The 24,900-nt window shown below is 39.9% G+C and carries 23 protein-coding genes; 16 read left to right on the top strand and 7 right to left on the bottom strand.

What is annotated here, in order from left to right; genetic code table 11:
• The first annotated feature begins 114 nt into the window (after positions 1-114).
• The 4 genes from MKY65_RS16685 (at position 115) to MKY65_RS16670 (ending at position 4,743) form a co-directional block, all read left to right on the top strand.
• Entirely contained in the window at positions 115-1,281 is a 1,167-nt protein-coding gene (locus MKY65_RS16685) for a hydroxymethylglutaryl-CoA synthase (RefSeq protein WP_339178748.1), read from the top strand.
• 154 nt (positions 1,282-1,435) lie between these two features.
• Positions 1,436-2,821: an NAD-dependent succinate-semialdehyde dehydrogenase gene (locus MKY65_RS16680; protein WP_339178745.1), complete on the top strand. Its 1,386-nt coding sequence runs from the start codon at positions 1,436-1,438 to the stop codon at positions 2,819-2,821.
• Between the two features lie 223 nt (positions 2,822-3,044).
• Positions 3,045-4,097 carry an aromatic acid exporter family protein gene (locus tag MKY65_RS16675; RefSeq protein WP_042535529.1) on the top strand — a complete coding sequence of 351 codons (1,053 nt, stop codon included), beginning with the start codon at positions 3,045-3,047 and terminating at the stop codon, positions 4,095-4,097.
• 457 nt (positions 4,098-4,554) lie between these two features.
• Positions 4,555-4,743 carry a hypothetical protein gene (locus MKY65_RS16670; protein ID WP_339178742.1) on the top strand — a complete coding sequence of 63 codons (189 nt, stop codon included), beginning with the start codon at positions 4,555-4,557 and terminating at the stop codon, positions 4,741-4,743.
• 35 nt (positions 4,744-4,778) lie between these two features.
• Here the strand turns inward: MKY65_RS16670 and MKY65_RS16665 are convergent, their stop codons facing one another.
• Positions 4,779-6,248, bottom strand: coding sequence for a sodium:solute symporter family protein (locus MKY65_RS16665; protein WP_339178740.1), 1,470 nt, complete (start codon positions 6,246-6,248; stop codon positions 4,779-4,781).
• A complete protein-coding gene (locus MKY65_RS16660) occupies positions 6,245-6,427 on the bottom strand; it encodes a hypothetical protein (protein WP_339178738.1) in 183 nt (60 codons plus the stop codon). Before MKY65_RS16660 ends, MKY65_RS16665 begins: the two co-directional genes overlap by 4 nt.
• Positions 6,428-6,611: 184 nt before the next feature.
• On the opposite strand from MKY65_RS16660, the gene MKY65_RS16655 reads away from it, so the two are divergent.
• Positions 6,612-7,469 carry an MBL fold metallo-hydrolase gene (locus MKY65_RS16655; RefSeq protein WP_339178736.1) on the top strand — a complete coding sequence of 286 codons (858 nt, stop codon included), beginning with the start codon at positions 6,612-6,614 and terminating at the stop codon, positions 7,467-7,469.
• 49 nt (positions 7,470-7,518) lie between these two features.
• Here the strand turns inward: MKY65_RS16655 and MKY65_RS16650 are convergent, their stop codons facing one another.
• Positions 7,519-7,833, bottom strand: a complete 315-nt coding sequence (locus tag MKY65_RS16650; protein ID WP_042535520.1) for a PepSY domain-containing protein — start codon at positions 7,831-7,833, stop codon at positions 7,519-7,521.
• 179 nt (positions 7,834-8,012) lie between these two features.
• On the opposite strand from MKY65_RS16650, the gene MKY65_RS16645 reads away from it, so the two are divergent.
• Both MKY65_RS16645 and MKY65_RS16640 read left to right on the top strand, forming a co-directional pair.
• Positions 8,013-9,077: a M42 family metallopeptidase gene (locus MKY65_RS16645; protein ID WP_339178731.1), complete on the top strand. Its 1,065-nt coding sequence runs from the start codon at positions 8,013-8,015 to the stop codon at positions 9,075-9,077.
• A 4-nt stretch (positions 9,078-9,081) separates the two neighbouring features.
• Positions 9,082-9,594, top strand: a complete 513-nt coding sequence (locus MKY65_RS16640; RefSeq protein ID WP_339178729.1) for a DUF84 family protein — start codon at positions 9,082-9,084, stop codon at positions 9,592-9,594.
• A 591-nt stretch (positions 9,595-10,185) separates the two neighbouring features.
• On the opposite strand, the gene MKY65_RS16635 is transcribed toward MKY65_RS16640, so the two are convergent.
• Positions 10,186-10,626, bottom strand: coding sequence for a YtoQ family protein (locus tag MKY65_RS16635; protein ID WP_339178726.1), 441 nt, complete (start codon positions 10,624-10,626; stop codon positions 10,186-10,188).
• 649 nt (positions 10,627-11,275) lie between these two features.
• On the opposite strand from MKY65_RS16635, the gene MKY65_RS16630 reads away from it, so the two are divergent.
• From MKY65_RS16630 to ccpA, 9 genes are all read left to right on the top strand, one after another.
• Positions 11,276-11,593 carry a thioredoxin family protein gene (locus MKY65_RS16630; RefSeq protein ID WP_339178723.1) on the top strand — a complete coding sequence of 106 codons (318 nt, stop codon included), beginning with the start codon at positions 11,276-11,278 and terminating at the stop codon, positions 11,591-11,593.
• Positions 11,594-11,609: 16 nt separating this feature from the next.
• Complete coding sequence (locus MKY65_RS16625; RefSeq protein WP_339178721.1) at positions 11,610-12,425, top strand: DUF1444 domain-containing protein; 816 nt, start codon at positions 11,610-11,612, stop codon at positions 12,423-12,425.
• Positions 12,426-12,430: 5 nt separating this feature from the next.
• A complete protein-coding gene (ytpR, locus tag MKY65_RS16620) occupies positions 12,431-13,036 on the top strand; it encodes a YtpR family tRNA-binding protein (RefSeq protein WP_339178718.1) in 606 nt (201 codons plus the stop codon).
• A 132-nt stretch (positions 13,037-13,168) separates the two neighbouring features.
• Entirely contained in the window at positions 13,169-15,766 is a 2,598-nt protein-coding gene (locus MKY65_RS16615; protein WP_339178716.1) for a DNA translocase FtsK, read from the top strand.
• A gap of 591 nt (positions 15,767-16,357) precedes the next feature.
• Positions 16,358-17,653 (top strand): UDP-N-acetylmuramate--L-alanine ligase, encoded by a 1,296-nt coding sequence (murC, locus tag MKY65_RS16610; protein ID WP_339178714.1) that lies wholly within the window; start codon positions 16,358-16,360, stop codon positions 17,651-17,653.
• Between the two features lie 649 nt (positions 17,654-18,302).
• Positions 18,303-18,716: a DUF948 domain-containing protein gene (locus MKY65_RS16605; protein ID WP_339178712.1), complete on the top strand. Its 414-nt coding sequence runs from the start codon at positions 18,303-18,305 to the stop codon at positions 18,714-18,716.
• A 19-nt stretch (positions 18,717-18,735) separates the two neighbouring features.
• Positions 18,736-19,332, top strand: coding sequence for a YtxH domain-containing protein (locus MKY65_RS16600; RefSeq protein WP_339178709.1), 597 nt, complete (start codon positions 18,736-18,738; stop codon positions 19,330-19,332).
• Between the two features lie 351 nt (positions 19,333-19,683).
• Complete coding sequence (locus MKY65_RS16595; protein ID WP_339178706.1) at positions 19,684-20,763, top strand: bifunctional 3-deoxy-7-phosphoheptulonate synthase/chorismate mutase; 1,080 nt, start codon at positions 19,684-19,686, stop codon at positions 20,761-20,763.
• Between the two features lie 548 nt (positions 20,764-21,311).
• Positions 21,312-22,307 (top strand): catabolite control protein A, encoded by a 996-nt coding sequence (gene ccpA, locus MKY65_RS16590; RefSeq protein WP_339178704.1) that lies wholly within the window; start codon positions 21,312-21,314, stop codon positions 22,305-22,307.
• A gap of 113 nt (positions 22,308-22,420) precedes the next feature.
• On the opposite strand, the gene MKY65_RS16585 is transcribed toward ccpA, so the two are convergent.
• Genes MKY65_RS16585 through MKY65_RS16575 form a run of 3 tightly spaced genes read right to left on the bottom strand, consistent with a single transcriptional unit; the run spans position 22,421 to position 24,881 of the window.
• The gene (locus MKY65_RS16585; protein ID WP_339178701.1) at positions 22,421-23,575 is read right to left on the bottom strand and encodes an acetoin utilization protein AcuC; all 1,155 of its coding nucleotides are present in this window, start codon (positions 23,573-23,575) and stop codon (positions 22,421-22,423) included.
• Positions 23,572-24,219, bottom strand: a complete 648-nt coding sequence (locus MKY65_RS16580; protein WP_339178699.1) for an acetoin utilization AcuB family protein — start codon at positions 24,217-24,219, stop codon at positions 23,572-23,574. Before MKY65_RS16580 ends, MKY65_RS16585 begins: the two co-directional genes overlap by 4 nt.
• Before the next feature lie 29 nt (positions 24,220-24,248).
• A complete protein-coding gene (locus MKY65_RS16575) occupies positions 24,249-24,881 on the bottom strand; it encodes a GNAT family N-acetyltransferase (RefSeq protein ID WP_339178698.1) in 633 nt (210 codons plus the stop codon).
• Between the last annotated feature and the right edge of the window lie 19 nt (positions 24,882-24,900).

Raw genomic sequence — 24,900 nt, 5'->3', positions numbered from 1 at the left:
TCATTTAATTATTATATTTTTCGACAATAATTTTTATAGAATCTCTAAAAATATTTTAGTAAAGGGCTTTTTAAAGAGCCTGAATGAACAGCAGGGAGAAAGGTAGGAATCATCGTGAAGATTGGAATTGATAAGCTGGGGTTTTATGCACCACATCTGTATGTAGATATGAATGATTTAGCAGAAGCGCGGGGAATCGACCCGGGAAAATTTACAATTGGTCTGGGGCAAGACGAAATGGCTGTCCCGCCAATCACACAGGATCCTGTTTCTTTGGCAGCTAATGCGGCAGAACAAATCTTGGACAGGGAAGATAAAGATGCAATTGATTTAGTCATTTTTGGAACAGAATCTGGCGTGGACCACTCCAAGTCAGCGGCTGTGTATGTACATCAATTATTAGGCTTGAATCCCAAAGCTCGTTCTGTAGAAATGAAGCAGGCTTGCTATGGCGCAACAGCAGGAATACAAATGGCAAAGGGACATATTGCATTGCATCCGGATAAGAAAGTACTTATTTTGGCATCTGATATTGCCCGCTACGGTTTGAATACACCTGGCGAATCAACACAAGGCGCCGGTGCAGTTGCTATTTTGGTGAGTGCTGAGCCAAGGCTGATGGAGCTGGAAAGTGAAAGCACGTATTACACAGAGGATATTATGGACTTCTGGAGACCGGTATATTCTTCTACGGCTTTTGTAGATGGAAAATACTCCAACGAACAGTATATTGCTTTCTTCCAAAAAGTATGGAAAGATTATCAAGAGCAAACAGGAAGAAGCCTGGAGGATTTTGCAGCTATCGCTTTTCATTTACCATATACCAAAATGGGCTGGAAAGCACTGCGTACAGTAATTGAAGACGCGCCTGAAGCAGTACAGGAACGGTTGAAAAACAATTATCAAATCAGTACAAAATACAATCGTAATGTAGGAAATATCTATACAGGCTCTCTTTATCTCAGTCTGATTTCATTATTAGAAAATCAGGATGACTTAAAAGAAGGAGATACCATCGGCTTGTACAGCTATGGATCCGGAGCGGTTGGCGAATTCTTGTCCGGCAAGCTTCAGAACGGCTTTAAAAAGCACTTGCAGACAGCGTCGCATCAAGCAATGTTTGACAACAGAGAATGCATTTCTGTGGCAGCATATGAAAAAGTATTTGAAGAAGCACTTCCAACAGACGGAAGTGAAAAACAGTTAAATGTGAATGAAGATCCGGCAAAAATCTGTTTAGCCGGTGTGAAAGATCATATCCGCAGCTATGCAGTTAAATAATAAGAAAAAACTCCTGGACAAAATAAAACCTGTTCAGGAGTTTTTTTCGTGACAACTTTAAGACATTTTCAGCATGAATTATGTGAAATGAATGACTTTAAAATGTATAATCGGGGTAGAGTTAAACATATCATGAAAGTTGGAGGGTGTTTTAATGACGAAAAATAATGAAGTTATTGAAGTAACAAATCCAGCAACAGGCGAAGTAGTCGATACAGTCTTAAAAGGAGGCAAGAAAGAAGCAGTGGAAGCCGTTGATAAGGCATATCAAGCTTTTCAGGACTGGTCGAAGCAATCTGTCTATGAAAGAAGTGCTTTGTTGAATAAATGGTATGCACTTGTGGAAGAGCATGAAGCAGAGCTGGCCAGAATCATGACAATAGAGCAGGGAAAACCGTTGAAGGAAGCAACAGGTGAAATCCGGTATGCGAATAGCTTTATTTCCTGGTATGCAGAAGAAGGAAAAAGACTTTACGGTGAAACTATCCCGGCAACGGCAAGTGATAAACGCATCGTAGTTAGCCGGCAGCCGGTAGGGGTTATCGCAGCGATTACACCATGGAACTTCCCGGCAGCAATGATTACACGGAAAGTTGCTCCGGCATTAGCGTCCGGCTGTACAGCGGTAGTAAAACCAGCCAGTGCCACCCCTCTAACCGCTATCCGCCTGAGAGAGCTTGCGGTAGAAGCAGGTATTCCAGAAGGTGTACTGCAAATCGTTACGGGAAGCTCAGGTGAAATCAGTGATGCATGGATGGCAGATGAGCGTGTTCGAAAAATATCGTTTACGGGTTCTACGGAGGTAGGAAAATCACTCATGCAAAAATCGGCGGAAACTGTGAAGAAACTCTCTCTGGAGCTTGGCGGTCATGCACCATTGATTGTTATGGGCGATGCGGATATTGAAAAAGCGGTAAACGGGGCGGTTGCTTCTAAATATCGCAATGCCGGGCAAACCTGTGTATGTGCCAATCGGATTTATGTTCACGAATCGATTGAACAAGAATTTGCCAAGGCATTTAAAGAAAAGGTTGCACAGCTTAAGGTCGGAGACGGCTTAGAAGAAGGTGTGGATATTGGTCCTTTGATTGACAAATCTGCGGTTGAAAAAGTAAAACATCATATAGAGGATGCACTTGATAAAGGGGCAGAAAAGCTGTTAGGTAACGAAACAGAAAAGGAAGATTTATTTTTTAGTCCGACCATTTTAACCAATGTAAACGATGAAATGGTATGCATGCAGGAAGAAACCTTTGGACCATTAGCGCCAATTACGACATTTCAGACGAAGGAAGAAGTCGTTAAACGCGCGAATAATTCACCTTATGGATTAGCAGCCTATTTATTCACAGAAAACCTTACGACTGCAATTGAGGTCAGTGAACAGTTAGAGTATGGAATCGTCGGTATTAATGATGGTGCTCCATCAACAGCACAGGCCCCGTTCGGAGGGTTTAAAGAAAGTGGCCTTGGACGGGAAGGCGGCCATCACGGGATTGATGAGTATGTTGAAGTAAAATATTTATCGATTCAACTGTAATGATTTCAGACATATATTTATCTAAGTGTTTGCAATGAAAATAAGTATATGTCACATGTTTTACTCAAATATCCTGGGGCTGGGACAGCGGTTATTCGCCCCGCCGGAAATATTTATGGGAATACCCTTATGCGGAGAAAGGCGGAGCAGATAATCTGCTTGCCTTTTTCTGATGACATGTTTGAAGGAAACCTGTATACTACTTCTAGAGAGGTGCAGATGAATGGAATTTAATATTGGTCCCAGGATGTTAAAAACAGGGTTGGCAGTAACCTTAACGTTATTGATTACACGTATATTCGATATGGAATATGCCGTTATTGCAGCAATTGCATCTGTAATAGCAATGCAGCCGTCTATCATGCGATCATTTAATTATATTAAAGAAGTAGTTATTGCAAACTCTGTCGGTGCGACACTTGCCATATTGGGAGTATTTTTGCTTGGCAGCCATCCGATTTCGGTTGGAGCAGTAGTTATTTTATCGATTGCGATTAATATAAAACTGGGATTGACCAAAACAGTAAATTTAACCGTATTAACCATCGTCAGTATGATGGTGGCCAGCCAGGGCGATCATATTAATTTTGTATATATTTTATCTCGTGTATCACTTGTTGCAATCGGGGTGGTTTCCGCATTTATCGTGAATGTATTTGTTAATCCTCCGAATCATCAAAAGATTTTGTTTCAGATGATTAAGGAAGCCAGTGAAAGCTCTCATTTTCTTCTGCGTGTTATCCCGAGTAATACGATGAGTGTCCCGCAAATCCGGGACGAAGAAAGAAATGTCGAGAAACAAATTAATAAAATAAGAGATTATTTTGATATCATTACGGATGAGAAAAATAGACTGTTTATCCGGAAGCGCAGATCTTTTTTTCGCAGCATAGTCATTTATAAGCAAATGATACAGGTATTGCGAAAGAAGCATACGCTGATTGTAGAGCTGGAAAAAAATTTAAAAGAAATTGAACAAATGGCTGCCGGCAAGTCTTTCTTAATTAAAAAGCTGGTCAGTGAGATCAATAACTATAGTGAAAATGTCTTTCTTATGTATGAAGATCGCATCGTCCTGGACAGGGACCTGCAAAAAGAGACGAAAAATGCGATGAGCGTAACGATCAATAATTTAATTGATGCACTGCAAGGAACAGACTATGAAAAATGGCATTATGTTTTTCCTGTTGCGAATAGTATTGTCGAGCTTTTCTATGAATTGGATAAGTTAGAAAAGTATGTGCGTAAAAAAGGATTACATGAAGAAGAGGAATAAATGGAAGCAAAGGAGATTGTGGCAGCACAATCTCCTTTGCTTTTTTGAAGAGTAAGAAAGTATAAAATGTTGAGGATAGCCGCTCCAACGGGGTTCATGGGGTGAGTAATCTTAGGCCCCAGAAATACACTACGCTTTCCGTGGGCCCCGAGCTCAGCCTCCTCGATAAAGGAGACTTAGCGATAGGCGCAGACAGAGCTAAAGTCGCTCTTATGCCCCGAGGGTAAAAAAAGAAGAACACTTTTTTCCTGCGGGGTCTTCCCGCTGGGACTGGGACTGCGATTACTCGTCCCATCGAAAATCGTTGCAGCGGACATCTCTTCGGAGAGAACACTGATGTTTTAAAGAACAAGCGGTATTCTTGGTTTTTCTTATCAAGAGCCACATAAAACAGGTATAAAACCTCCCTTTTTTGCATATAGTAGTAATAGTATACAGAGAAAAGGGGAGGATGGAATTGGTCCGTTTTTTATCTCATCATGAATTAGAAAATTTATATTATATGTATGAAAAATATGAAAATGCGTATCAATCGCTGCTGGAAAGTAAACAGAAGCATATGCAGGAAGAAACACAAAAACAAATAGAAGAACAAATGGAGATTGTGAAGGAGCAGCAGCGTCAAATGCTTGCTTCATTAACATAAAACAGCGTGTAGACACGAATCTACACGCTGTTTTATTATTTTTTACGATGAAGATTTTCCTTAATATAGCCAATAAATTCGTTTGCTTTTTCTTCAGGGGCTTTCGTGAATATGCTGACACCGACAAATAACAAGGAGGAGAGAATCAGTCCCCATAAACCAGAAGCCATTCCTAGCGGCTTTGTCTGCAGCAGTTCTAATATCAGAACAGCGGCGCCGGGAATAATGGTGCTTGCCAATACAGCAGCGGCGGTGCCTCTTTTCCAAAAGAAAGCGCCGATAATTGTCGGGACAACAACAATTAAGCCGGCAGAAGAAGCAACGGACAGAACGGCGATTAAATCTAATTGTAATTCTGCAAATAAGTAAGCCAGCAGAGCAATAACAGGTATAATAAATTTCCCGATGCGAAGCTGGACCTGATCTGTCGACCCTTTGCGAATATTTCCGTAAACATCCTTCGCGAACATCGAGGATAACGTAAGCAGAATCGAGTCTATCGTCGAAACAGCAGCAGCAATAATACCTACCATGACAATAACAGCTAAAACAGAAGGTACAGCTGATGAGGTCAGTACAACGGGTGTAGCTAAATCAGCGTTGCCTAGACCAGGTTCTAATAAGAAAGCGGAATACCCCCAAAATATAGATACCAGTGTATAGATACAGCCAAAAACCATAAAGCCTAATAACATACGCCGCATGCTTTTCAATGAAGCTGGCATAAACAGACGCTGACTGACCTGCGGATTTGAAATACTAAAGAAAAACCAGGGAATGGTTAACCCGATAAATGTTAAGAAGCTGAAATAGCCATTGCCAGGCACCGTCAGCATTTCTGGATGATTATCTTCCAGCTGCTGAAAGAAGCCCGAAAATCCGCCGAGTCCGCGGATTAAAAAGAGTACAACTAAGGTTGAACCAATAATCATAAATAAGGACTGCAGCGAATCTGTCCAGGCCACAGAGCGTATGCCGGCTATGTAAGCAAAAAAGAGTGCTAAAACAACAGCGATAATAACGCCGGTGCTGAAAGAGATTTGCTGGTTTGATACGCCCTGCAGCAGATATCCTACTCCAGCTAACTGTACCGCGCTGTAGGGTATTAAAAAGAGACAGTTGCTGACGGCAATCGCAATGGCAGAAGCTCTGCTTTGATAACGGTCGCCAATCATTTGAGATGGTGTAATATAACCATATTTTTTTCCGACAATCCAAAAACGGGGACCAAAAAATGCAATTAACGACACGCCCATTAAATAAATCAGTTCAAAACCAAGCGCGCCAACTCCGCCGCGATAGGTAAGACCTGCTAAGCCGACCAGCATAAATGCGCTGTATGTTGTAGCGCTGTAGCTTAATGCGGAAACAAAACCGCCCAGCTTACGATCGCCAAGAAAATAAGCGCCCATATTTGTCTGTTTGCCAGTTCGCGATAAAAAAGCGATAAAAAGAGAGATAACAATATAAATTCCTAATCCCCACCAAATCAGTGATACATTCATTCTTCATTGCTCCAATCTTTTGTTAGTATGGCATTAAGCCCGATGACGATGAAAGTTAAGATCATCCAGAACAGAAAGCTCCCATACCATTTTTCAACATGACTTAAAAGTGCAAAAGGGATGATAAAAGCGGCAAGAACGATAATGCCGATAATAATTGCTGCGTTTTTTTCCTTCATAAGCCTGCCTCCATATATTTTAATGTGATATAATTCACAATATAAAGAATGTGAATTCGCTAACAATCATAGCAGATTGTTCATAAATTTGCCACATTATTTAAGACGCAAATAATAACCTGTTTTTGGAAACGGTTGCAGAAAGGCGTTTTATCAGCTAAACTTAAGAAAAAGGAGGGAAAAGATGGAAACCTTACAGATCGGCAGTGCGAAACTTGCCTGGCTAAATGGAGGCGTTACCCATTTGGACGGAGGCTCGATGTTTGGTGTCGTTCCCAAGGCATTATGGGCGAAAAAATACCCGCATAACGATAAAAATCAAATTGAGCTTCGAACAGACCCGATTTTAATTGAATTAGATGGGAATAATTTACTTATTGATACAGGAATCGGATTAAATAAACTATCTGATAAACAAAAAAGGAATTTCGGAGTATTGGAAGAAACAAATATAGAAGCATCCTTATCCGAATTAGGGCTTACAGTGAACGATATTGATATCGTATTAATGACACATCTTCATTATGATCATGCGAACGGTTTAACAAAACTAGTTGGTGAGGAGGAATACGAATCGGTCTTTAAAAATGCAAAAATTTTTGTTTCCCAAATAGAATGGAATGAGATGCAGCATCCGAATATCCGTTCAATAAATACATACTGGGAGAAGAATTGGAGGCCGGTAGTTGATCAGGTTTATCCGTTTCGGGAAAAAATCGAGGTATTGCCGGGTTTAACAATGATTCATACCGGCGGCCATAGTAAGGGGCATGCTATCATTCGTTTTCGGGAAGGAGAGCAAGGCTTCATACATATGGCAGATATTATGCCAACACATGCACATCAAAATAAATTATGGGCGCTTGCATATGATGATTATCCAGTTCAATCTGTATTGCAAAAAGAATATTGGATGGAAGCGGGATATAAGGAAAAGGTCTGGTTTACGTTTTATCATGATGCTTATTACCGGGCAGTCAGGTTTAATGAGGATGGAGAGAAAATAGATCACGTGGAGCGGCTGCGCTATTCTTATAATTAAGAATAAGCAGCCTTCTCCAAAAAGGAAGGCTGCTTATTAACAAAGTATATTATACTGCTGCTTCTGTATCTATAACAGCACCAGTTTCTATGTCTACATAGAAATCATATTGTTTATTCGTACCATCGATATTTCTAGTTACACCACCGCGGTATACATCATAAAGCAGGCCGTTTCTTTCTAATTCTTCCGGTTTCATATAAATCCAGGATCCGCTGATAGGGCCTTGGCGTTTGAACATTTCTTTGGCATGATTCAATGCTTTTTCAGGAGTAACTTTCATTTGATTGTTAACCTGTTGACGTGCGATATAACCGATTGCAATACCAAATGCAGCTGCAAGTAATACCTTTCTTTTGCTCAATTTATTCACCTCTGTTTAGTAAGATTCAATGTCTGCTTTGTTTGTAGTATATCGCATACGGTGAGAGAAATACAAATAATTGAACACCGGTACTGGAAAGGATTGGGCTTTTTCGGGTATACTTGCAATATTGAAGATCTATTTTTACGGATATACTAACTGTATATAGGAGGCTTTACATGAATAAAGAAACACTGGCATTATTTAAGAATTTAACGGAATTACAGGGAGCTTCAGGAAATGAGCATGCCGTTCGACAATTTATGAAAAAGGAATTGGAGAAATATTCGGATGAAACCATTCAGGATAATCTGGGGGGCGTATTTGGAGTAAAGCACGGTAAAGGACCTACTGTCATGGTGGCTGGACATATGGATGAGGTCGGCTTTATGGTGACACAAGTTACCGATAATGGCATGCTCCGTTTTCAGACCTTAGGCGGCTGGTGGAGCCAGGTTATGCTGGCTCAGCGTGTTCAGGTAATGACAAAAAATGGACCGGTTACGGGAGTGATTGCTTCTGTTCCGCCGCATTTATTAACCGAAGCACAGCGCAGCAAACCGATGGAAATAAAAAATATGCTGATTGATATTGGGGCGGATGATAAAGAGGATGTCGCAAATATCGGCGTTCGTCCGGGAGATACCATTGTTCCGATTACACCGTTTGAACCGATGGCCAACGAGAAAAAGATCTTGGCAAAAGCTTGGGATAACCGCTACGGCTGCGGGCTGGCTATCGAGCTTTTAAAAGAACTGCAAGGGGAACCCCTTCCAAATCAGCTTTATTCTGGTGCGACGGTACAGGAAGAAGTAGGGTTACGCGGAGCACAGGTAGCGGCTAATATGATCAAACCGGATATTTTTTACGCATTAGACGCTTCACCGGCTAATGATGCTTCAGGGGATAAAAAGGCATTTGGTCAGCTGGGAAAAGGAGCTTTGCTGCGTATTTTTGACCGCACAATGATTACGCATAAAGGCATGCGCGAATTTGTTCTGGACACAGCGGAATCAAATGATATTCCGTATCAATACTTTGTTTCTCCAGGCGGTACAGATGCAGGACGTGTTCACATAACAGGCGACGGCGTTCCTTCTGCAGTTGTAGGGATATGCTCCAGATATGTTCATACATCCGCATCGATTATTCATGTGGATGATTATGCCGCAGCAAAAGAATTAATTACAAAACTTGTCAAAACAACAGATGAAACAGTTGTTTCCGCATTGCATCAGGGATAATGAAATGCAGAAAACAGTTATTATCGGCTCGAAAAACCCAACTAAAATCCAGGCTGTCCGAAATGTTTTTCCAGAATGGGAGCTAAGCTCGCTGGAAGTCCTGTCTAAAGTGTCTGCCCAGCCTTTTTCAGATGAGGAGACGCGGATTGGCGCGGTGAATCGTGCGAAGGCATGTGCTGCAGGAAGTGCTGATGCCATTGGAATTGGCTTAGAAGGAGGCGTCATGTATGTGGACGATACATTATTTCTCTGTAACTGGGGAGCGCTGGCTGCAGCGGATGGCACATTATATACTGCCAGTGGTGCAAGGATTGCCCTCCCAAAAGAAATTGAGGAGGCACTTAAAACAGCCGGGGAATTAAGTATGGTGATGGATGCCTATACCAAGAAAGAAAACGTCCGCAGCCATGAAGGAGCTATTGGTATCTTTACGAATAACCTGATATCAAGAGAAAGCATGTTTACACATGTTGTACAGCTTTTGAAAGGACAGTATGATTTTGCGGGGCAAAAATAGAGGAAGGACTGCTGCATAATCAGGTAACTGATTGCGCAGCAGTTTTTTTCATACATAGAACGAAACTGTTAAGGACCTGTCCCCTGGTGTTCGTTTTAGTTGCATTGAATTGGTAATCGGTTTTTATGACAGTGTAACTGACTGTAAAAAGACCTGCTGAATGAAGTTTTGTTTTATATGAGTGGGGTGGAGTTCATATTATTCTTAAGTAAAGGGGGCAATTTGGGATATGAAAATGCTTAAATTCATAAAGAAAGATCGAAAACGCAAAAGAAAATTTACTGTTATCAATGCGGGGGATGTAATTCAATTTAAAGGAGGAAAGGGATATAAAGTAAAAAAAGAAGTACGCTTTTTTTCTGCGGGGTCTTCCCACTGGGACTGGGACTGCGATTACTCATCCCATCGAAAACCGTCGCAGCGGACATCTCTTCGGCGAGAACACTGATGTTTTAAAGACCAAGCGGTATTCTTGGTTTTTCTTAAAAAAACTTTCCTGTTATATAAACTCGCAAAAAAATAATCTAACGAAGTAAAAAAACTGTCGTCAAATGCTGATTCGCATTTGACGACAGTTCCTTGAAGCAAACATTATTCGTAGATATACCCGATAACATCTAATGCTTGTTCCACGGATTCCACTGTAATATTTGCTTTGTTGGAAAGTTCTTTTAAAGGATGAATTAATTTTTCCGGACGAATAATAATCGTCGGTTTTCCTAAAGCTATGGCTGTACTTGCATCCATCGCTGTATTCCATTGTTTATATTCTTCCCCGAATAAAGCAATCACAATATCTGATTTCTGCATTAATACCTGTGTCCGAAAATTATTAACACTGGAAGCAGCGTCATCACGATAGAAATTGCCGGGCTGTTTTCCTAAGATTGCTTCTCCAATATCATCTGAACGGTCATGATTTGTCTGCGGGGAAACAAATGTCAGCGGCAGCTTTTTTTCTTCCGCAAGCTTTTTAACATCTTCTCTCCAATTATCGTGAATTTGTCCAGCAAGATAAACTGTTAAATTCATTCCAATCCCTCCCAATCAATGGTATCTTTAATAGTAAATGTTTTTCCTAAACTTGTTAAGTTATTTGATTATTGTATAGAAATGGTTTATAGCCACCGCCTGGATTTCATGGGGGTGAGTACTCACCAATGTTGTCAGGTTAATGCGGCCGCTGCGGAAAAACACTACGCTTTCCATGGGCTTGCGCTCAGCCTCCTTTAAAGAAGACTTGCTGATTGGCAAGCCGTCAGGAGCAGACAGAAGCATAGTCGCACTTATGCCCCGCGGGTAGAAAAAAAGAAGTTCGCTTTTTTTCTGCGGGATCTTCACACTGGGACTGCGATTACTCGCCCCACCGAAGACCATTGCGCTTTCCCATAGGAGTCTACGTGTTTTTCCTCCGCTAGTTAGGTTTTAGTACTATCTGTACAATATTTAAGACAATTCACTAACCTGACAACATTGGAGTACTCACCCCGCCATAACCCGTCGCAGCGGGTATCTCTCTGGCAAAAACACCGATATTTAAAGACCAAGTGATGTTATTGTTTTATCTTATTTGAAAAATGAACGATAAAAATCAAAATTCAAATAATATGGAAACAAGGTAACATAATTGAAAGAATATGTGTGGCAAGCTATGATAGGAGAAAAGAAAGGATGTATAAAAATGAAAGAATTACAAAATACAGAGGAATTTAATACGTATATTCAAGAAGGCCCGGTTGTCTTTTTATTTACGGCAGGATGGTGCCCGGATTGCCGTGTGATAGAACCGATTTTGCCGGAAATTGAAGCGGCTTATTCGCAATTTCAATTTGTAGAAGTAAACCGGGACAACTTTATCGAGCTCTGCCAGGAATATGATATCTATGGTATTCCTAGCTTTCTGGCGTTTGAAAAAGGGGAAGAGCTGGGCAGATTTGTGAGTAAAGACCGGAAAACACAAGAAGAAATCGAATCCTTTTTAGACGGGCTTGCTAAATAGGTAAGGAGGCATTTGCATGGCAAAAATGACAAGCATTAAGATGAAACGCCTGTTGGAGGATGAACTGAAGAATCCTGATTATCGAGTGACCTACAAGCGTGACGACGATGCTGTACGAATTGAATGGAAGGACACGAACGAAGGCATGACGGTGTCTTTGCCTAATTTAATTGCTAAATATAATGATCGGGGGAGGGAAGCTCTTGATGAAATTGTGGAGCATGTTAATGAAGCGTTAAAAATCATGAATCAGACGCAGCATCTAAAAGGAATGGAAAAGCAGATTTTTCCGGTGCTCCGCTCTCCCTCTTTCCCAACAGAAACAAAGGCAAAGAAAAAGTTGATTTATAAAGATCATACTGCAGAAACCCGCGTTTTCTATGCACTTGATTTAGGAAAGTCCTATCGATTGATTGATGAAGAATTATTGGAGGAAGAGGGCTGGTCTAAGGAGAGATTAGACGAAATAGCATCTTTCAATATCCGTTCTTTATCTTATCAGCCGAAAGCAGATCAAGTTGCAGGCAATGATTTTTATTTCTTGGCAACACAGGATGGTTATGATGCAAGCCGTATTCTGAACGAAGCCTTTTTAGAAGAAATGCTTGCCAATGCAAAAGGGGAATTAACTGTTGCTGTTCCGCATCAGGATGCGCTTATTTTAGGGGATATCCAAAATAAATCAGGATATGATATTTTAGCGCAAATGACAATGAAATTTTTTGCAGATGGCAGAATACCCATTACTTCTTTGCCATTTGTTTATGAAAACAAAAAATTAGAGCCGGTATTTATATTGGCAAAAAATCGACCTGAGAAAAATGAGGAGTGAACGAGATGGATGTTTTTTATAACCGTCAAGGAATTGGAGATGTATTGATTCTTCCTATTAAGGAAGGAGACCGCTATGAATTAAAGCAAGAAACGAATGGTGATATCACTAAAATAACATCAGCTGATGGAGAAGTGCTTGGCTACAATATTTTTCATGCTTCCACCTATTTTCAATTAGATGAAAAAAACGGTGCAATTCCTTTAACAGAAAATCTATTAGCAGAAATTCGTACTCTTTTCCAGAAAAAAGGAATAGATGACCCCCTTGAATTTGATTTGAGTCCGAAATTTGTAGTAGGATTTGTAAAGTCAAAACAGGCCCATGAAAATGCGGATAAATTAAGTGTATGTCAAATTGATGTTGGAGAAGAAACCTTGCAAATCGTTTGCGGTGCTCCAAATATCGATGAAGGTCAAAAGGTCGTTGTAGCGAAAGTAGGAGCAACGATGCCGTCCGGAATGAAAATTAAAGCATCTGAATTAAGAGGTGTACCTTCTCACGGAATGGTTTGTTCTCAAAAAGAACTGGGCTTGCCTGATGCGCCGAAGGAAAAAGGCATTTATGTACTGGATGGTACGTATCAAATTGGCGAAGAATTTCCATTTTAACTTTCAAATCCCTTGTGTGAGCAGGGGATTTTTTAACAGGAAATGAAACCGAAAAAATTATCGCAGTAATCATGTAAATCCCCTTGAAAAACTGCTAAAATGAACAGTATGAACAATTAAGGAAATGAGTGAATGCATATGTGGTGGGAGCAATGGAAAGAACGGCTCAAAAACATATTTACAAAAGAAGTGGAAATAGAAGTAGAGGAATTTGTTGAGGTTGAACAGGAAGAAACTGATAAACAACCAAATATACAGACAAAAATGACATACCATTATCCTTCCGGGCGATCATTTAAGTTTCCGGTGATTCCAGATACTGTTGATCAAAAAAAAGAAACGACTGTTGACAAGCAACCTAGTTATAAAAGAAGAAATCAAGATATTGTACAAGAAAGAAGAGAGAGACGGACACACAGAGAAAATAATCAAAGAAAAGAAACAACTGCGGACAAAAAGCCGGAAAATCATCGCCCGCTGCCGAACCGAAGCAGAAAAGAAGCTTCGTATCCTGCACGTACTTCGCGCAGTACTAAGCAAGCGGAAAATAACCCGGGAAGAAAAGTATATAAGAAAAACCCGGATGTTCCTTTCCAGCCGACAGAGGTGCCTTCTCCGATTTATGGCTTTCAGTCGAGAGAATCTAAGCTGATTCATGAAATACCAGCGTATCAGAGAAAGGAATCCAAACTTCAAAAAGAGGATGAAGCAGCGAGTAGCTTAGAAGATACGATGATGTCAACTGAATCATTGTTAAGGAAAAAGGAAGAACTGTCGACAATAGATACAGGACACCACTCGGATAGAAAAGAAGCTGATATCTTTGAAACAGCGGATACGTCGGATAAGCAGCAAGATACTTTTTCAGAAGATATGATATTAGAACAAACGCATGAAGTACAGCAGGAAATCAGCAGTACGGCGGAGACGCTGGAGACGGAGGAAGACGAGGTTCAAGAAACACCTCCGGAGCCGGAAGAGCCTAAAACTGAAACTGAAACTGAAACTGAAACCCATGTTACTTCTCAAAAAAGAAACCCGATTCATACAACAGACCAGATGCCAAGTCAGAATAAGGACAGGTCAAGCCAGGCTTCAACTGCTTTTAATGTAATGATGACTCCGCGGGATAAGAAAAATTTGCAGGAGCAGCGAAAACGGGAGGAAACTTTCCAGCGATTGCAGCAAGCACATGAAAGACGCGAGGACGAGCTGCGCAAGGCAGAGGGAAAATTAGGCGAAACCCATGCAGCAAATCAAGAATCCGAAAGCAGGGCTTCAACTGTGAATACAGTACCTGCCCCTGCACGGAGCGAACCTGAACTGAGAGAGGTTCCTTTGCACTTGTTAAACGATCCGGCAGCCAAATCAACCGAAGAGGATGAAGAATGGCTGATAGAACAGCAAGATTTGCTGGAAGAGACATTGAAGCATTTTCAAGTCAAAGCAAAAGTTGTAAAGGCAACACAGGGACCATCTGTTACACGCTTTGAGGTGCATCCTGAGATGGGTGTTAAGGTTAGCAAGATTAAAAACTTAGCCGATGATTTAAAACTGAATATGTCAGCGAAGGATATTCGTATTGAGGCACCTATTCCGGGTAAAAATACAGTAGGCATCGAGGTTCCTAATCTTCACCCGGAAATGGTGGGGATTCAGCGTATTATTGAATCGGATGATTTTAAAGATAATAAGTCCCCTTTAAGTGTGGCGCTGGGACTGACTATTGAAGGAATGCCCAAAGTAATTGATATTAATAAAATGCCGCATGGTTTGATTGCCGGGGCTACCGGTTCGGGGAAAAGTGTCTGTATCAACACTATTCTTGTCAGCTTAATTTATAATGCCAGTCATGAGGATGTGCGGATTCTGTTAATCGACCCTAAAATGGTTGAACTTGCTCCATATAATGGTATCCCGCACCTTGTTTCTCCTGTCATCACAGATGTTAAAGCTGCTACACAGAGTCTGAAATGGGCTGTGGCAGAGATGGAGGATCGCTATGACCGTTTTGTAAATGAAGGTGTCAGAGATATAAGCAGGTATAATCAAAAAATGCTGCGAGAAGGAAAAGCAGATCAAAAGATGCCGTTTATCGTGATTGTTATTGATGAATTAGCTGATTTAATGATGATGTCTCCGCAAGATGTAGAGGACGCCATCAGCAGAATTGCGCAAAAAGCAAGAGCGTGCGGTATTCATCTTCTGCTTGCAACGCAGCGTCCATCTGTGGATGTTATTACTGGCCTGATCAAAGCAAATATTCCTACAAGAATTGCTTTTAGCGTATCTTCCCAAGTGGATTCACGGACAATTATTGATTCCAGCGGTGCGGAAAAGTTACTTGGAAAAGGGGATATGCTTCTGATTGAGAACGGCGCAGGGAAAAGTGTTCGTTTACAAGGGCCATTTGTGTCTGATGAGGAAATTGAACGAGTAGCAAATTATGCAAAATCAATGGCTGAACCGCAATATCTATTTGAACAGGAAGATTTATTAGAACAAGTACAGATAGACGAAGAGGAAGATGATCTCTTGGAAGATGCGATTGAATTTGTATTAAATCAAAATAGTGCAAGCACATCTTCCCTGCAAAGGCATTTTAAAATAGGATATAACCGTGCTGCGAGATTAATTGATTCTCTGGAACAGCGGGGAATTATCTCAGGGCAAAATGGCAGCCGTGCGCGAGAGGTCTTGATTACAAAAGCGCAGAGAGACAGTATGTAAACTGTCTCTCATTTTTTGGCGGTGAAAATACGATTACTTTTTAATAAACTAGCTCACACTTTGTTTGTTATAAAAGGCTTGCCGGATGCCGTTTCTCCGCATATCAAAAATAATGACAACTAAAAAAGTTGCTATAATTCCGGAAAGTTACTAAAATATAAAGGAAGCTTTTCAAGAGAGAGAAAGAAAATATAAGGCAAAAGCACATATTATTCATTATCTGTATAGAATGAGATATAGGCTCTCTATCTGTACAGAAAATGGTGTTTCTTTTTTACGTGTTAAGAAAGGATAATGGGGACTTGAGATGATTCGTCCCCGCCGGCCAGCATTTGCAAAAATGCAAAAGGAAGTATATTTTTATATGAATAAATGGGCGGCCAAACGCTTTCGTTTAAAAAAATATGTTTAAAATGCTTGAATTTACTTTTAAAAGCTTTGAAATAATAAATTTTGCTTTAAAATAAGTTATTTATTTGTTATAATCCATTGAATGGGATTGCGGTTATATAATATCTTGACACAGAACCGCTGATAACAAATAAAATGACATGAAAATGAATGGATGAAAAAACGTTGGAGGTTCGTTTTATGACAACTTACCATTTTATAGGTATTAAAGGAACAGGAATGAGTGCATTAGCACAAATTCTTCATGACTCAGGTGAGAAAGTACAGGGTTCAGATATTGACAGCCGTATTTTCACACAGGTGGCATTAGAAGAAAAACATATTCCTATTCTGTCTTTTTCAAAAGATAATATTCAATCAGATTATACGATTATAGCAGGAAATGCTTTTCCTGAAGACCATGTTGAAATAAAACAAGCGAGAGAGCTTGGTTGTAAATTTTATTGGTATCATGAGTTTTTAGGCGAATGGCTGAAACAGTATACAAGTATCGCTGTTACAGGTGCACACGGGAAAACGACAACGACAGGATTATTATCGCATGTTTTGGAAAGTGCTTATCCAATCTCTTATTTAATTGGAGACGGGACAGGGCGTGGGCATGTTGACAGTAAATATTTTGCTTTTGAAGCTTGTGAATATCGCAGACACTTTTTAAGCTATGAACCGGACTATGCGATTATGACAAATATTGATTTTGATCACCCGGATTATTTTACAAGCTTAGATGACGTAGTGGATGCTTTTCAATCTATGTCTGATCGCGTGAAAAAAGGTATTGTTGCCTGCGGTGATGATGAAGAACTTCAAGGCATTCATACGAAAGTGCCGATTATTTATTATGGTTTTAATGAGACGAATGATTTTCAAGCGAAAAATGTGGTAGAGACAGAGCAGGGAACAGAATTCGATGTATATGTTCGAAGCACCTATTATGAGCATTTCTTCATTCCTACGTTTGGAAATCATACGATTTTAAATTCACTTGCAGTGATAGCAATTTGTCACTACGAAGGGATTCCAGTTGAATTTATGAAGGAATTAAGCTCTTTTAAAGGGGTTAAACGACGCTTTACAGAAAAGACAATTGGCTCTCAAGTAATTGTAGATGATTATGCACATCATCCTAAGGAGATTGCAGTAACGATTGAATCAGCGCGTAAAAAGTATCCAAATAAAGAAGTGGTTGCTATTTTTCAGCCGCATACCTTTACACGTACAAAAACATTTTTACAAGAATTTGCAGATAGCTTAAACCAAGCAGATAAAGTGTATTTATGTGATATTTTTGGATCGGCTCGGGAGCAGTCAGGTCAATTAACTATTGAGGATCTGCAAAATTTGATTCCTGAAAGTGATATTTTAGATTTAGAGCACACCAATGTGTTACAAGAATATAAAGACAGCGTGTTGATTTTCATGGGTGCGGGAGATATTCAAAAATTCCAGAAATCCTATGAAGAGACACTTGCCTAAATGGAAAAGCAGTGAAGCGGTTCACTGCTTTTTTCTATTTGCTGTGAATACGCAGGCAAGCTATTTTATCCTGAGAGGCTTAAGAGCTGTCTATGGATTGCATACAGAATTTCAGGGGCACTTACCGGCTCTCATTGCTAAACTGCGATACAGGAGCAGATATAAGCCATTCTCGCAGTCCTATTGATGAAAGCAGTGCATCTTAAATACAGTAAAGACAGCTGTTCGAAAATACCTGCTGAATGAAATTTCATTCGATGTAAGGGCGGTTCGCAGCGGTCTCCCATACTGGATATAGATTGATGTTGTATTTTAACGGAAAAATAAGATACAATAAGAATATGGATTAAATCTTTTAAGGGAAAATGTAGTTTATTCTTTACCAATGCAGGGTAAAAATAAATTATGGTGCCTGCTCTCCCGGTATGGAAAGAGCTTAAAGTGATACGGATAAGTATGCCGTTTACTTCGCCGCAGATGTTTAAAGAGCCAAATAATCATGTTTTCCTGCGGAAAGGATAAAGCAATGTTTTATCCAATACATGTTTACCGGGTTATTTGGACAACCTCTTTATGGAGTACATACTATCCCTTAAAACGTATTTAATCAATATGGATGAATCAAGAAATAAAGGAGTGATATAAGTTTATGGGAGTTATCCTCTATAGTGCACTGGCAATTGCCATAATAGCCTTGCTCATATTAATGATTTATGCGGTTATTTTAGTGTTCAACACAAAGAAAACAATGGATGAAGTTCGGGAAACATTAGGAAAAATCAATCACCAGGTAAACGGAGTTACAGAAGATGCAAGAGAGGTTGTTCAGGATTCTAAAGGGCTGGTAGCTGATTTAACTCAAAAATCAAATCAGCTTGATGGTTTAATCCAGGGAGCAAAGGGAATAGGTGATACAGTAGAGGACTTTAATAAGTCATTACAGCAATTATCTAATATTATTTCAAAGCACTCAAAAGAGGATCAGGAAAAAGCTGCTCAAGCAGTAAAATGGGGTGCTTCCATCTTTGAGTATTGGAATAATCGGAAACACAAGTCTAATTAAATCTTAGGAGGTTATACGGATGGCAGACAATCAGATTAACACGAAGGATTTTATTATCGGAACACTTGTAGGAAGTTTTGTAGGAGCTGCGACAGCATTGTTGCTTGCACCAAAATCAGGTAAAGAACTGCGCAGTGATTTAAACGATGGTGCGGTTCAAGTGAAAAATCGTGCAACAGAATTAGCAGGAACAGCTCAGGAAAAAGGTGTGGAATGGAAAGATAAAGCTTATTCTACAACTTCCGATTTAACGAAAAAAGCAGTGGATGTAACTTCTGATTTATCTAAGACAGTTGCAGATAAATCTCAGGAGCTTACAGAAAGCGTAAAACAAAAAACGGCTGATTTGAAGGATGTCGTAGAAGATAAGCTGAATGATGCTCAGGATAAAGCAGAAGATGTAAAAGATTCTGCTGGTGAGAAGCTGGATGATGCAAAAGATAAGGCTTCGGATTTAAAAGATGAGGTATCAGATAAAATAGAAGATGTAAAAAAAGAAGCTGCTGATAAAAAAGCAGAAGCGGAAGAAACTGCTTCTAAAAAAACAGCAGAAGTAAAAAAAGAAACAAAACAAGCAGCTAATGAAGTGAAAAAAGAAGCAAACAAAAAATCATAATACTTAAAAACATTGATGAGTAAAATGCTCATCAATGTTTTTTTATAACTATATCCTGTCTATCATGGAGAACCGCCCGTAAAACTCTCGCTGAATGAAGTTTTGTTTTATATGATTGTAGAACTCCGTTGATTTTTAAAATAAAAATATGTTGGATTCATACAGGAAGATGGGGGCCTTTTGTCCTTCTTCCAAGATATATAATATAATTAATGGTTCCATTTTTCCGTATTTTCTCTAAGAATTAAAATTTTACATTAATTAGATGGTGACAAATAGAAGAATCTTAGCTATAATGGTCTCTAATTATTCTAAATGATTAAATAGATTAAGAGACTTGAGGAGTGTGTATTGATGAGTAGTGAAATGGAACAGCTAAGAGAACAAATGGACAAGGTCAATTTGGAAATACTAGAATTGATTAACAAGAGAGCAGGCATTAATCAAGAGATTGGGGAATTAAAAACCAAGCAGAGTATTAAGCGATTTGATCCAGTGCGTGAGCGTGAAATGCTGGATAAAATTAAAAGTAATAATGATGGTCCATTTCAGGATTCAACACTTGAACATATTTTTAAAGAAATTTTCAAAGCAAGTCTTGAGCTCCAAGAAGAAGATAACAGCAAGGCACTTTTAGTATCGAGAAAGAAACAGCCTGAAAATACAGTCGTTGAGCTTAAAGGGGAAACAGTCGGCGATGGCGGAATCAGCTATGTATTTGGTCCATGTGCGGTAGAAGGATATGAGCAGGTTGCTGCTGTAGCTGCATCTGTAAAAGAAAAAGGATTGAAATTACTTCGCGGCGGGGCTTTTAAGCCGAGAACTTCTCCATATGATTTCCAAGGGCTTGGAATCGAAGGATTAGAAATCCTGAAAAAAGTAGCGGATGAGTATGATTTAGCTGTTATCAGTGAAATTGTAAATCCTGCAGATTTAGAACAGGCAGTTGATTATATTGATGTCGTTCAAATCGGTGCAAGAAACATGCAGAACTTTGAACTGTTAAAGGCTGCTGGAGATGCTGGAAAGCCTGTCCTGTTAAAACGCGGACTATCTGCAACCATTCAGGAATTCATTAATGCAGCAGAATACATCATGTCCAGAGGAAACAAAAATATTATGCTGTGTGAACGTGGAATTCGTACATACGAAAAAGCAACACGTAATACACTGGATATTTCTGCAGTACCTATTTTAAAACAAGAAACTCATTTACCTGTTTTTGTAGACGTAACACATTCTACAGGCAGAAGAGATTTACTGTTGCCTACAGCTAAAGCAGCTATCGCAGTCGGAGCAGACGGCGTTATGGCAGAGGTTCATCCGGATCCGGCAGTTGCTCTTTCTGACTCTGCTCAGCAAATGGATATCCCGACATTCGATCAGTTCTTTAAAGAAATCAAAGATGTTGAAAATCGTTTAGGAAAATAATAAAGACTGTCTCAAAAATTAGTGGTATAATTTTTGGGGCAGTTTTTTTGATAGAAAAAAATGCTATACAGGATCTGCGCTAAAATAAAACGTTGAAAATGTTTTCAAAGTTTCAAGTTTGGATATAATAAGATAAAGGTATATTATATTTATAGTGTGTTTATGAAAATTTTCATTTTGTTTTCATGAAAGTTTTGTAATTTTTTTCATGGTAGCGTATGATATATAAATAGATGCAGCATTAGTTCTTGTATAAAGTGAAACATTATTCAGCAGGGCTGTATTTCCCGGTTTTCACTATGATTGAAGCGGGAGTCTTACAAAAGCTCTTCGATGGGACGAGTAATCCCAGCAATATTGACAGGTTAATGAATTTTATTAATTTTGATACAGTTAGTAATAAAACTGTCTAGCGAAGGAAAAACACGTAGACTCCTTTGGGAAAGCGTAGTGTTTTTCTCCAGCGGTCGCACTAACCTGACAACATTGGCAGTCCCAGTTTCAGCCAGATGCACTGCGATAAAATGAATTTTAGGAGGTAGATAAACATGACTGTTACAATTTATGATGTAGCAAGAGAAGCAAATGTTTCCATGGCGACCGTATCTCGTGTTGTTAATGGAAATCCAAATGTAAAACCAACCACACGAAAGAAAGTATTAGCAACGATTGAACAATTAGGATATCGTCCTAACGCAGTCGCACGCGGACTGGCAAGTAAGAAAACAACAACCATCGGTGCGATTATTCCGGATATATCGAATATCTTCTTTTCAGAGCTTGCCCGGGGAATTGAGGATATCGCAACAATGTACAAGTATAATATTATTTTAAGCAGCTCGGATCAAAACAAGGACAAGGAACTGGAATTGATCAATACGATGCTGGAAAAACAAGTAGATGGTATTCTGTTTATGGGCGGAAATATCACAGAGGATCATGTTCACCAGTTCCAGACAAGCTCTGTTCCGGTAGTACTGGCTTCTACGTATGACCCGACAGATACGATTCCTTCTGTTAACATTGACTATGAGCTGGCTGCATATGAGGCGACAAAGTCATTAATTGAGAAGACAAACAAACAGCCTGCTTTAGTAGGCAGTGAATCAGATACAAGTGTGAATATATTAAAAACTAATGGCTATTTGCGTGCATTGAAAGAGGCTGACATAGAGCCTAATGAAGATTATATATATAAGAGCTCTTATGCGTATGCAACGGGTATCGAAGCGATGGAGCACTTTTTAAAATTAGACGAACGTCCAGCTTCTGTATTTGTGATGTATGATGAAATTGCTTTAGGTGTAATCCATGGGGCACAAGATAATGGATTACAAGTCCCTGAGGATATCGAGGTATTTGGTTTTGATAATATCCGTCTGGCAAGCATGGTACGTCCTAAACTGACAACCGTTGTTCAGCCAACTTATGATATAGGTGCAGTAGGAATGCGTCTTTTGACAAAATATATGAACGATGAGGAAGTAGACGAGAAAAACGTGGTATTGCCGCATCGTATGGAGTTCAGAGATTCAACAAAATAAAGCACAACAAAAAAAGACAAAGCAGTTTTGAATCATAAACTGCTTTGTCTTTTTCTATGGCTGATAAGAGACAGTGATGGTTTGAAAAAGAAGAAATCTAACCTCCATCACAATCAAATAATCGCAGTATACTTAAGCATATCTTCTAACAGTAATTTGTTTTTTTCTGTGATTTCAGCCCTTCTAGGAATTACTGGATAAGAATCGGCTGCGTCCTGCCAGTTTGCCGGAAGTGCTACCGGAGCCTCCTTTTGCCATTTTTTTAACCATTTTTCAGGCAGGGGACCTTCACAGTAGCTACCTGTTTTCATCACATTCCATACCTGTCCCCATGCGCGCGGCACAACACGCCACATGTCATAACCTCCGCCGCTGACAGCCAGCCATCGCCCATCACAATACGTATCCGCAATTTCCGCGGCAAGCAAGGGGATTCTCTCATATATCTTCATTGTTCCGCACAAATGTGTTAAAGGATCGAGAAAGTGGCTGTCCGCTCCATTTTGTGTCACGATAATATCTGGTTTAAAGAAGGCGGCAATTTTCCGTAAAGCTGTTTCATATAATTCTAAGAAAGAATCATCCTCTGTAAAGGCATCAATAGGTAAATTAAAACTATAGCCATGTCCGCCTTTGATTCCTCTTTCATTTACATTTCCCGTACCTGGGAAAAGGTAACGGCCTGTTTCATGTATAGAAAAGGTGCATACATTCGGATCATCATAGAAACCAGCCTGCACGCCGTCCCCGTGATGTGCGTCTGTATCTACATAAAGTACCTTCAAATCTTCCTGTGCCCGCAAGTATTTAATAGCAATCGCACAATCATTATAAATGCAGAATCCGGAGGCTTTACGAGGAAACCCATGGTGAAGCCCGCCGCCAATATTGGTTATTTTTTTATAATCCCCGTTTAATATTTTATCAATAGCAGTGAGACTGCCTCCGACTAATGCAGAAGAAGCTTGATGCATATTTGGAAAAGTAGGTGTATCTTCTGTTCCTATGCCATACTCCTGTGCCCGGTCTGCTTTTAAATCTCCGCTGCCGGCTCTTTTAACCGCTTCAATATAGGTCGTATCATGAAAAAGAGCAATCTCTTCATCTGTTGCAACCCGAGGTACAATGAAATCCTCCGCTGTTAAGGTTGCCTGCGCTTCCAGCAGTTCCTTCGTCAGCAGGGTCCTTTTGTGATTAAAAGGATGCTCTTCTGAGAATTGATAATTTAAAAAATTAGAAGTATAAATAAAGCCTGCCTGCTTCGTCATTTCTTTGGCTCCATAATATTATTTGGCCAGAGCAGGGTATAGCCGGCATCTCGAAGCTCATTGATAATAGGCATCGGATTTAACGTTTTAACACGGAAGACAAGGACTTTATAGTCAGGGTCTTTGTAAGGATAGAGCAGGACAGAAACAATATTTACGTTGTGATTGCCAAACACACTGGCAACCCTTGGCAGTTCTCCCGGCTGGTCCGGTACTTTTACTTCAATAAGGGAGCTTTGTTCATGTGTTCCGGTCAATTGAATCAATTTATAAAGCATATCTTTTTCCGTCACGACACCAACTAGTTTATTTTGGCTGACAACTGGTAAACAGGCAATCTCTTTGTCATAAAAAATATAAGCAATTTCTTCGACGAAATCCATGGGATGAATCGTAATCACCGGACTCGTCATAATGGTCTGAATTTCTTTGTTAAGAATGTGAAAATCACTTGTATCCAAAAAAGTGGATGGGCTTGCATCTCTTACATCGCGGTCAGAAACGATTCCAAGCACCTGCATCGCTTCATCTACAATCGTGATATGTCTGATTTTATGCTTTTCCAACAGCTGCAGTGCTTCATTAATCGTTGCACCTGGTGGAAGCGTTATCATATTCCTGTTCATTAATTCTTCAACTAGCATAGTAGAATCCCCCTTCAGTTATATCTCTGTTAATAATGATTCGGACCTAAAAAACGCAATTTATCAAATCGCTCAATGGATTTTTGCGGCACATTACTTCCTATTCGGACCATCAAGCAGTTAGCCGGATGAGAGTTTATCTCCGGTTCATCTGTAGGAGCTGGAAGAAGCCCTCCGGCTGCCATCATCTTTTCCATCACTTTCCGATAATCCCAGATACTTAATTGACTGTAATCCAGGTCCCAATGCCAATAATATTCTGTAGAAATGACAATATAATTTTCCATGTAAGGGTCCTTCATGGATTGCCGGAGAAGTGTAGACCCGACGCCGCCTCCCCGATATTTCCGGATAATCTCAATGGCGCCTAATTCAATTAAATCCTCCATATTGAACTTGGACCATCTTTCCAATGGATCAGGATGCAGGTAAGTCACATAGCCGATAATGGTATCTGTTGTACGTGCAATGATAATTCTGGACTCTTCCAGCTCTGCGATGTCTAAAAGCGCTTCAAATTGTTTGTCAGCAGGCCGAAATGCGGTTAATTCATCATGAAAATGATATTGTTCTAACTGGGAGCGTGAAACAGGGCCTTCAATTGTCAGCAGACCTGCCTCTGTTTCTAAAAGGATTGAATCAAATTCCTTTATATGTTTCATCCATCCACCACCTTTATGA

Source organism: Oceanobacillus sp. FSL W7-1293, from assembly GCF_037969815.1.
In the GTDB taxonomy this organism is placed as follows: domain Bacteria; phylum Bacillota; class Bacilli; order Bacillales; family Amphibacillaceae; genus Oceanobacillus; species Oceanobacillus oncorhynchi.
The sequence above is the reverse complement of the archived record's forward strand: the minus strand, read 5'-3'. Positions and strand labels throughout refer to the sequence as shown.

Bases quoted from the DNA above. Each gene is read 5' to 3' on its own strand.
- MKY65_RS16680 (WP_339178745.1), top strand. From the start codon at position 1,436: ATGACGAAAAATAATGAAGTTATTGAAGTAACAAATCCAGCAACAGGC.
- MKY65_RS16675 (WP_042535529.1), top strand. From the start codon at position 3,045: ATGGAATTTAATATTGGTCCCAGGATGTTAAAAACAGGGTTGGCAGTA.
- MKY65_RS16665 (WP_339178740.1), bottom strand. From the start codon at position 6,248: ATGAATGTATCACTGATTTGGTGGGGATTAGGAATTTATATTGTTATC.
- MKY65_RS16660 (WP_339178738.1), bottom strand. From the start codon at position 6,427: ATGAAGGAAAAAAACGCAGCAATTATTATCGGCATTATCGTTCTTGCC.
- MKY65_RS16655 (WP_339178736.1), top strand. From the start codon at position 6,612: ATGGAAACCTTACAGATCGGCAGTGCGAAACTTGCCTGGCTAAATGGA.
- MKY65_RS16645 (WP_339178731.1), top strand. From the start codon at position 8,013: ATGAATAAAGAAACACTGGCATTATTTAAGAATTTAACGGAATTACAG.
- MKY65_RS16640 (WP_339178729.1), top strand. From the start codon at position 9,082: ATGCAGAAAACAGTTATTATCGGCTCGAAAAACCCAACTAAAATCCAG.
- MKY65_RS16635 (WP_339178726.1), bottom strand. From the start codon at position 10,626: ATGAATTTAACAGTTTATCTTGCTGGACAAATTCACGATAATTGGAGA.
- MKY65_RS16630 (WP_339178723.1), top strand. From the start codon at position 11,276: ATGAAAGAATTACAAAATACAGAGGAATTTAATACGTATATTCAAGAA.
- MKY65_RS16625 (WP_339178721.1), top strand. From the start codon at position 11,610: ATGGCAAAAATGACAAGCATTAAGATGAAACGCCTGTTGGAGGATGAA.
- ytpR (WP_339178718.1), top strand. From the start codon at position 12,431: ATGGATGTTTTTTATAACCGTCAAGGAATTGGAGATGTATTGATTCTT.
- MKY65_RS16615 (WP_339178716.1), top strand. From the start codon at position 13,169: ATGCATATGTGGTGGGAGCAATGGAAAGAACGGCTCAAAAACATATTT.
- murC (WP_339178714.1), top strand. From the start codon at position 16,358: ATGACAACTTACCATTTTATAGGTATTAAAGGAACAGGAATGAGTGCA.
- MKY65_RS16605 (WP_339178712.1), top strand. From the start codon at position 18,303: ATGGGAGTTATCCTCTATAGTGCACTGGCAATTGCCATAATAGCCTTG.
- MKY65_RS16600 (WP_339178709.1), top strand. From the start codon at position 18,736: ATGGCAGACAATCAGATTAACACGAAGGATTTTATTATCGGAACACTT.
- ccpA (WP_339178704.1), top strand. From the start codon at position 21,312: ATGACTGTTACAATTTATGATGTAGCAAGAGAAGCAAATGTTTCCATG.
- MKY65_RS16585 (WP_339178701.1), bottom strand. From the start codon at position 23,575: ATGACGAAGCAGGCAGGCTTTATTTATACTTCTAATTTTTTAAATTAT.
- MKY65_RS16580 (WP_339178699.1), bottom strand. From the start codon at position 24,219: ATGCTAGTTGAAGAATTAATGAACAGGAATATGATAACGCTTCCACCA.
- MKY65_RS16575 (WP_339178698.1), bottom strand. From the start codon at position 24,881: ATGAAACATATAAAGGAATTTGATTCAATCCTTTTAGAAACAGAGGCA.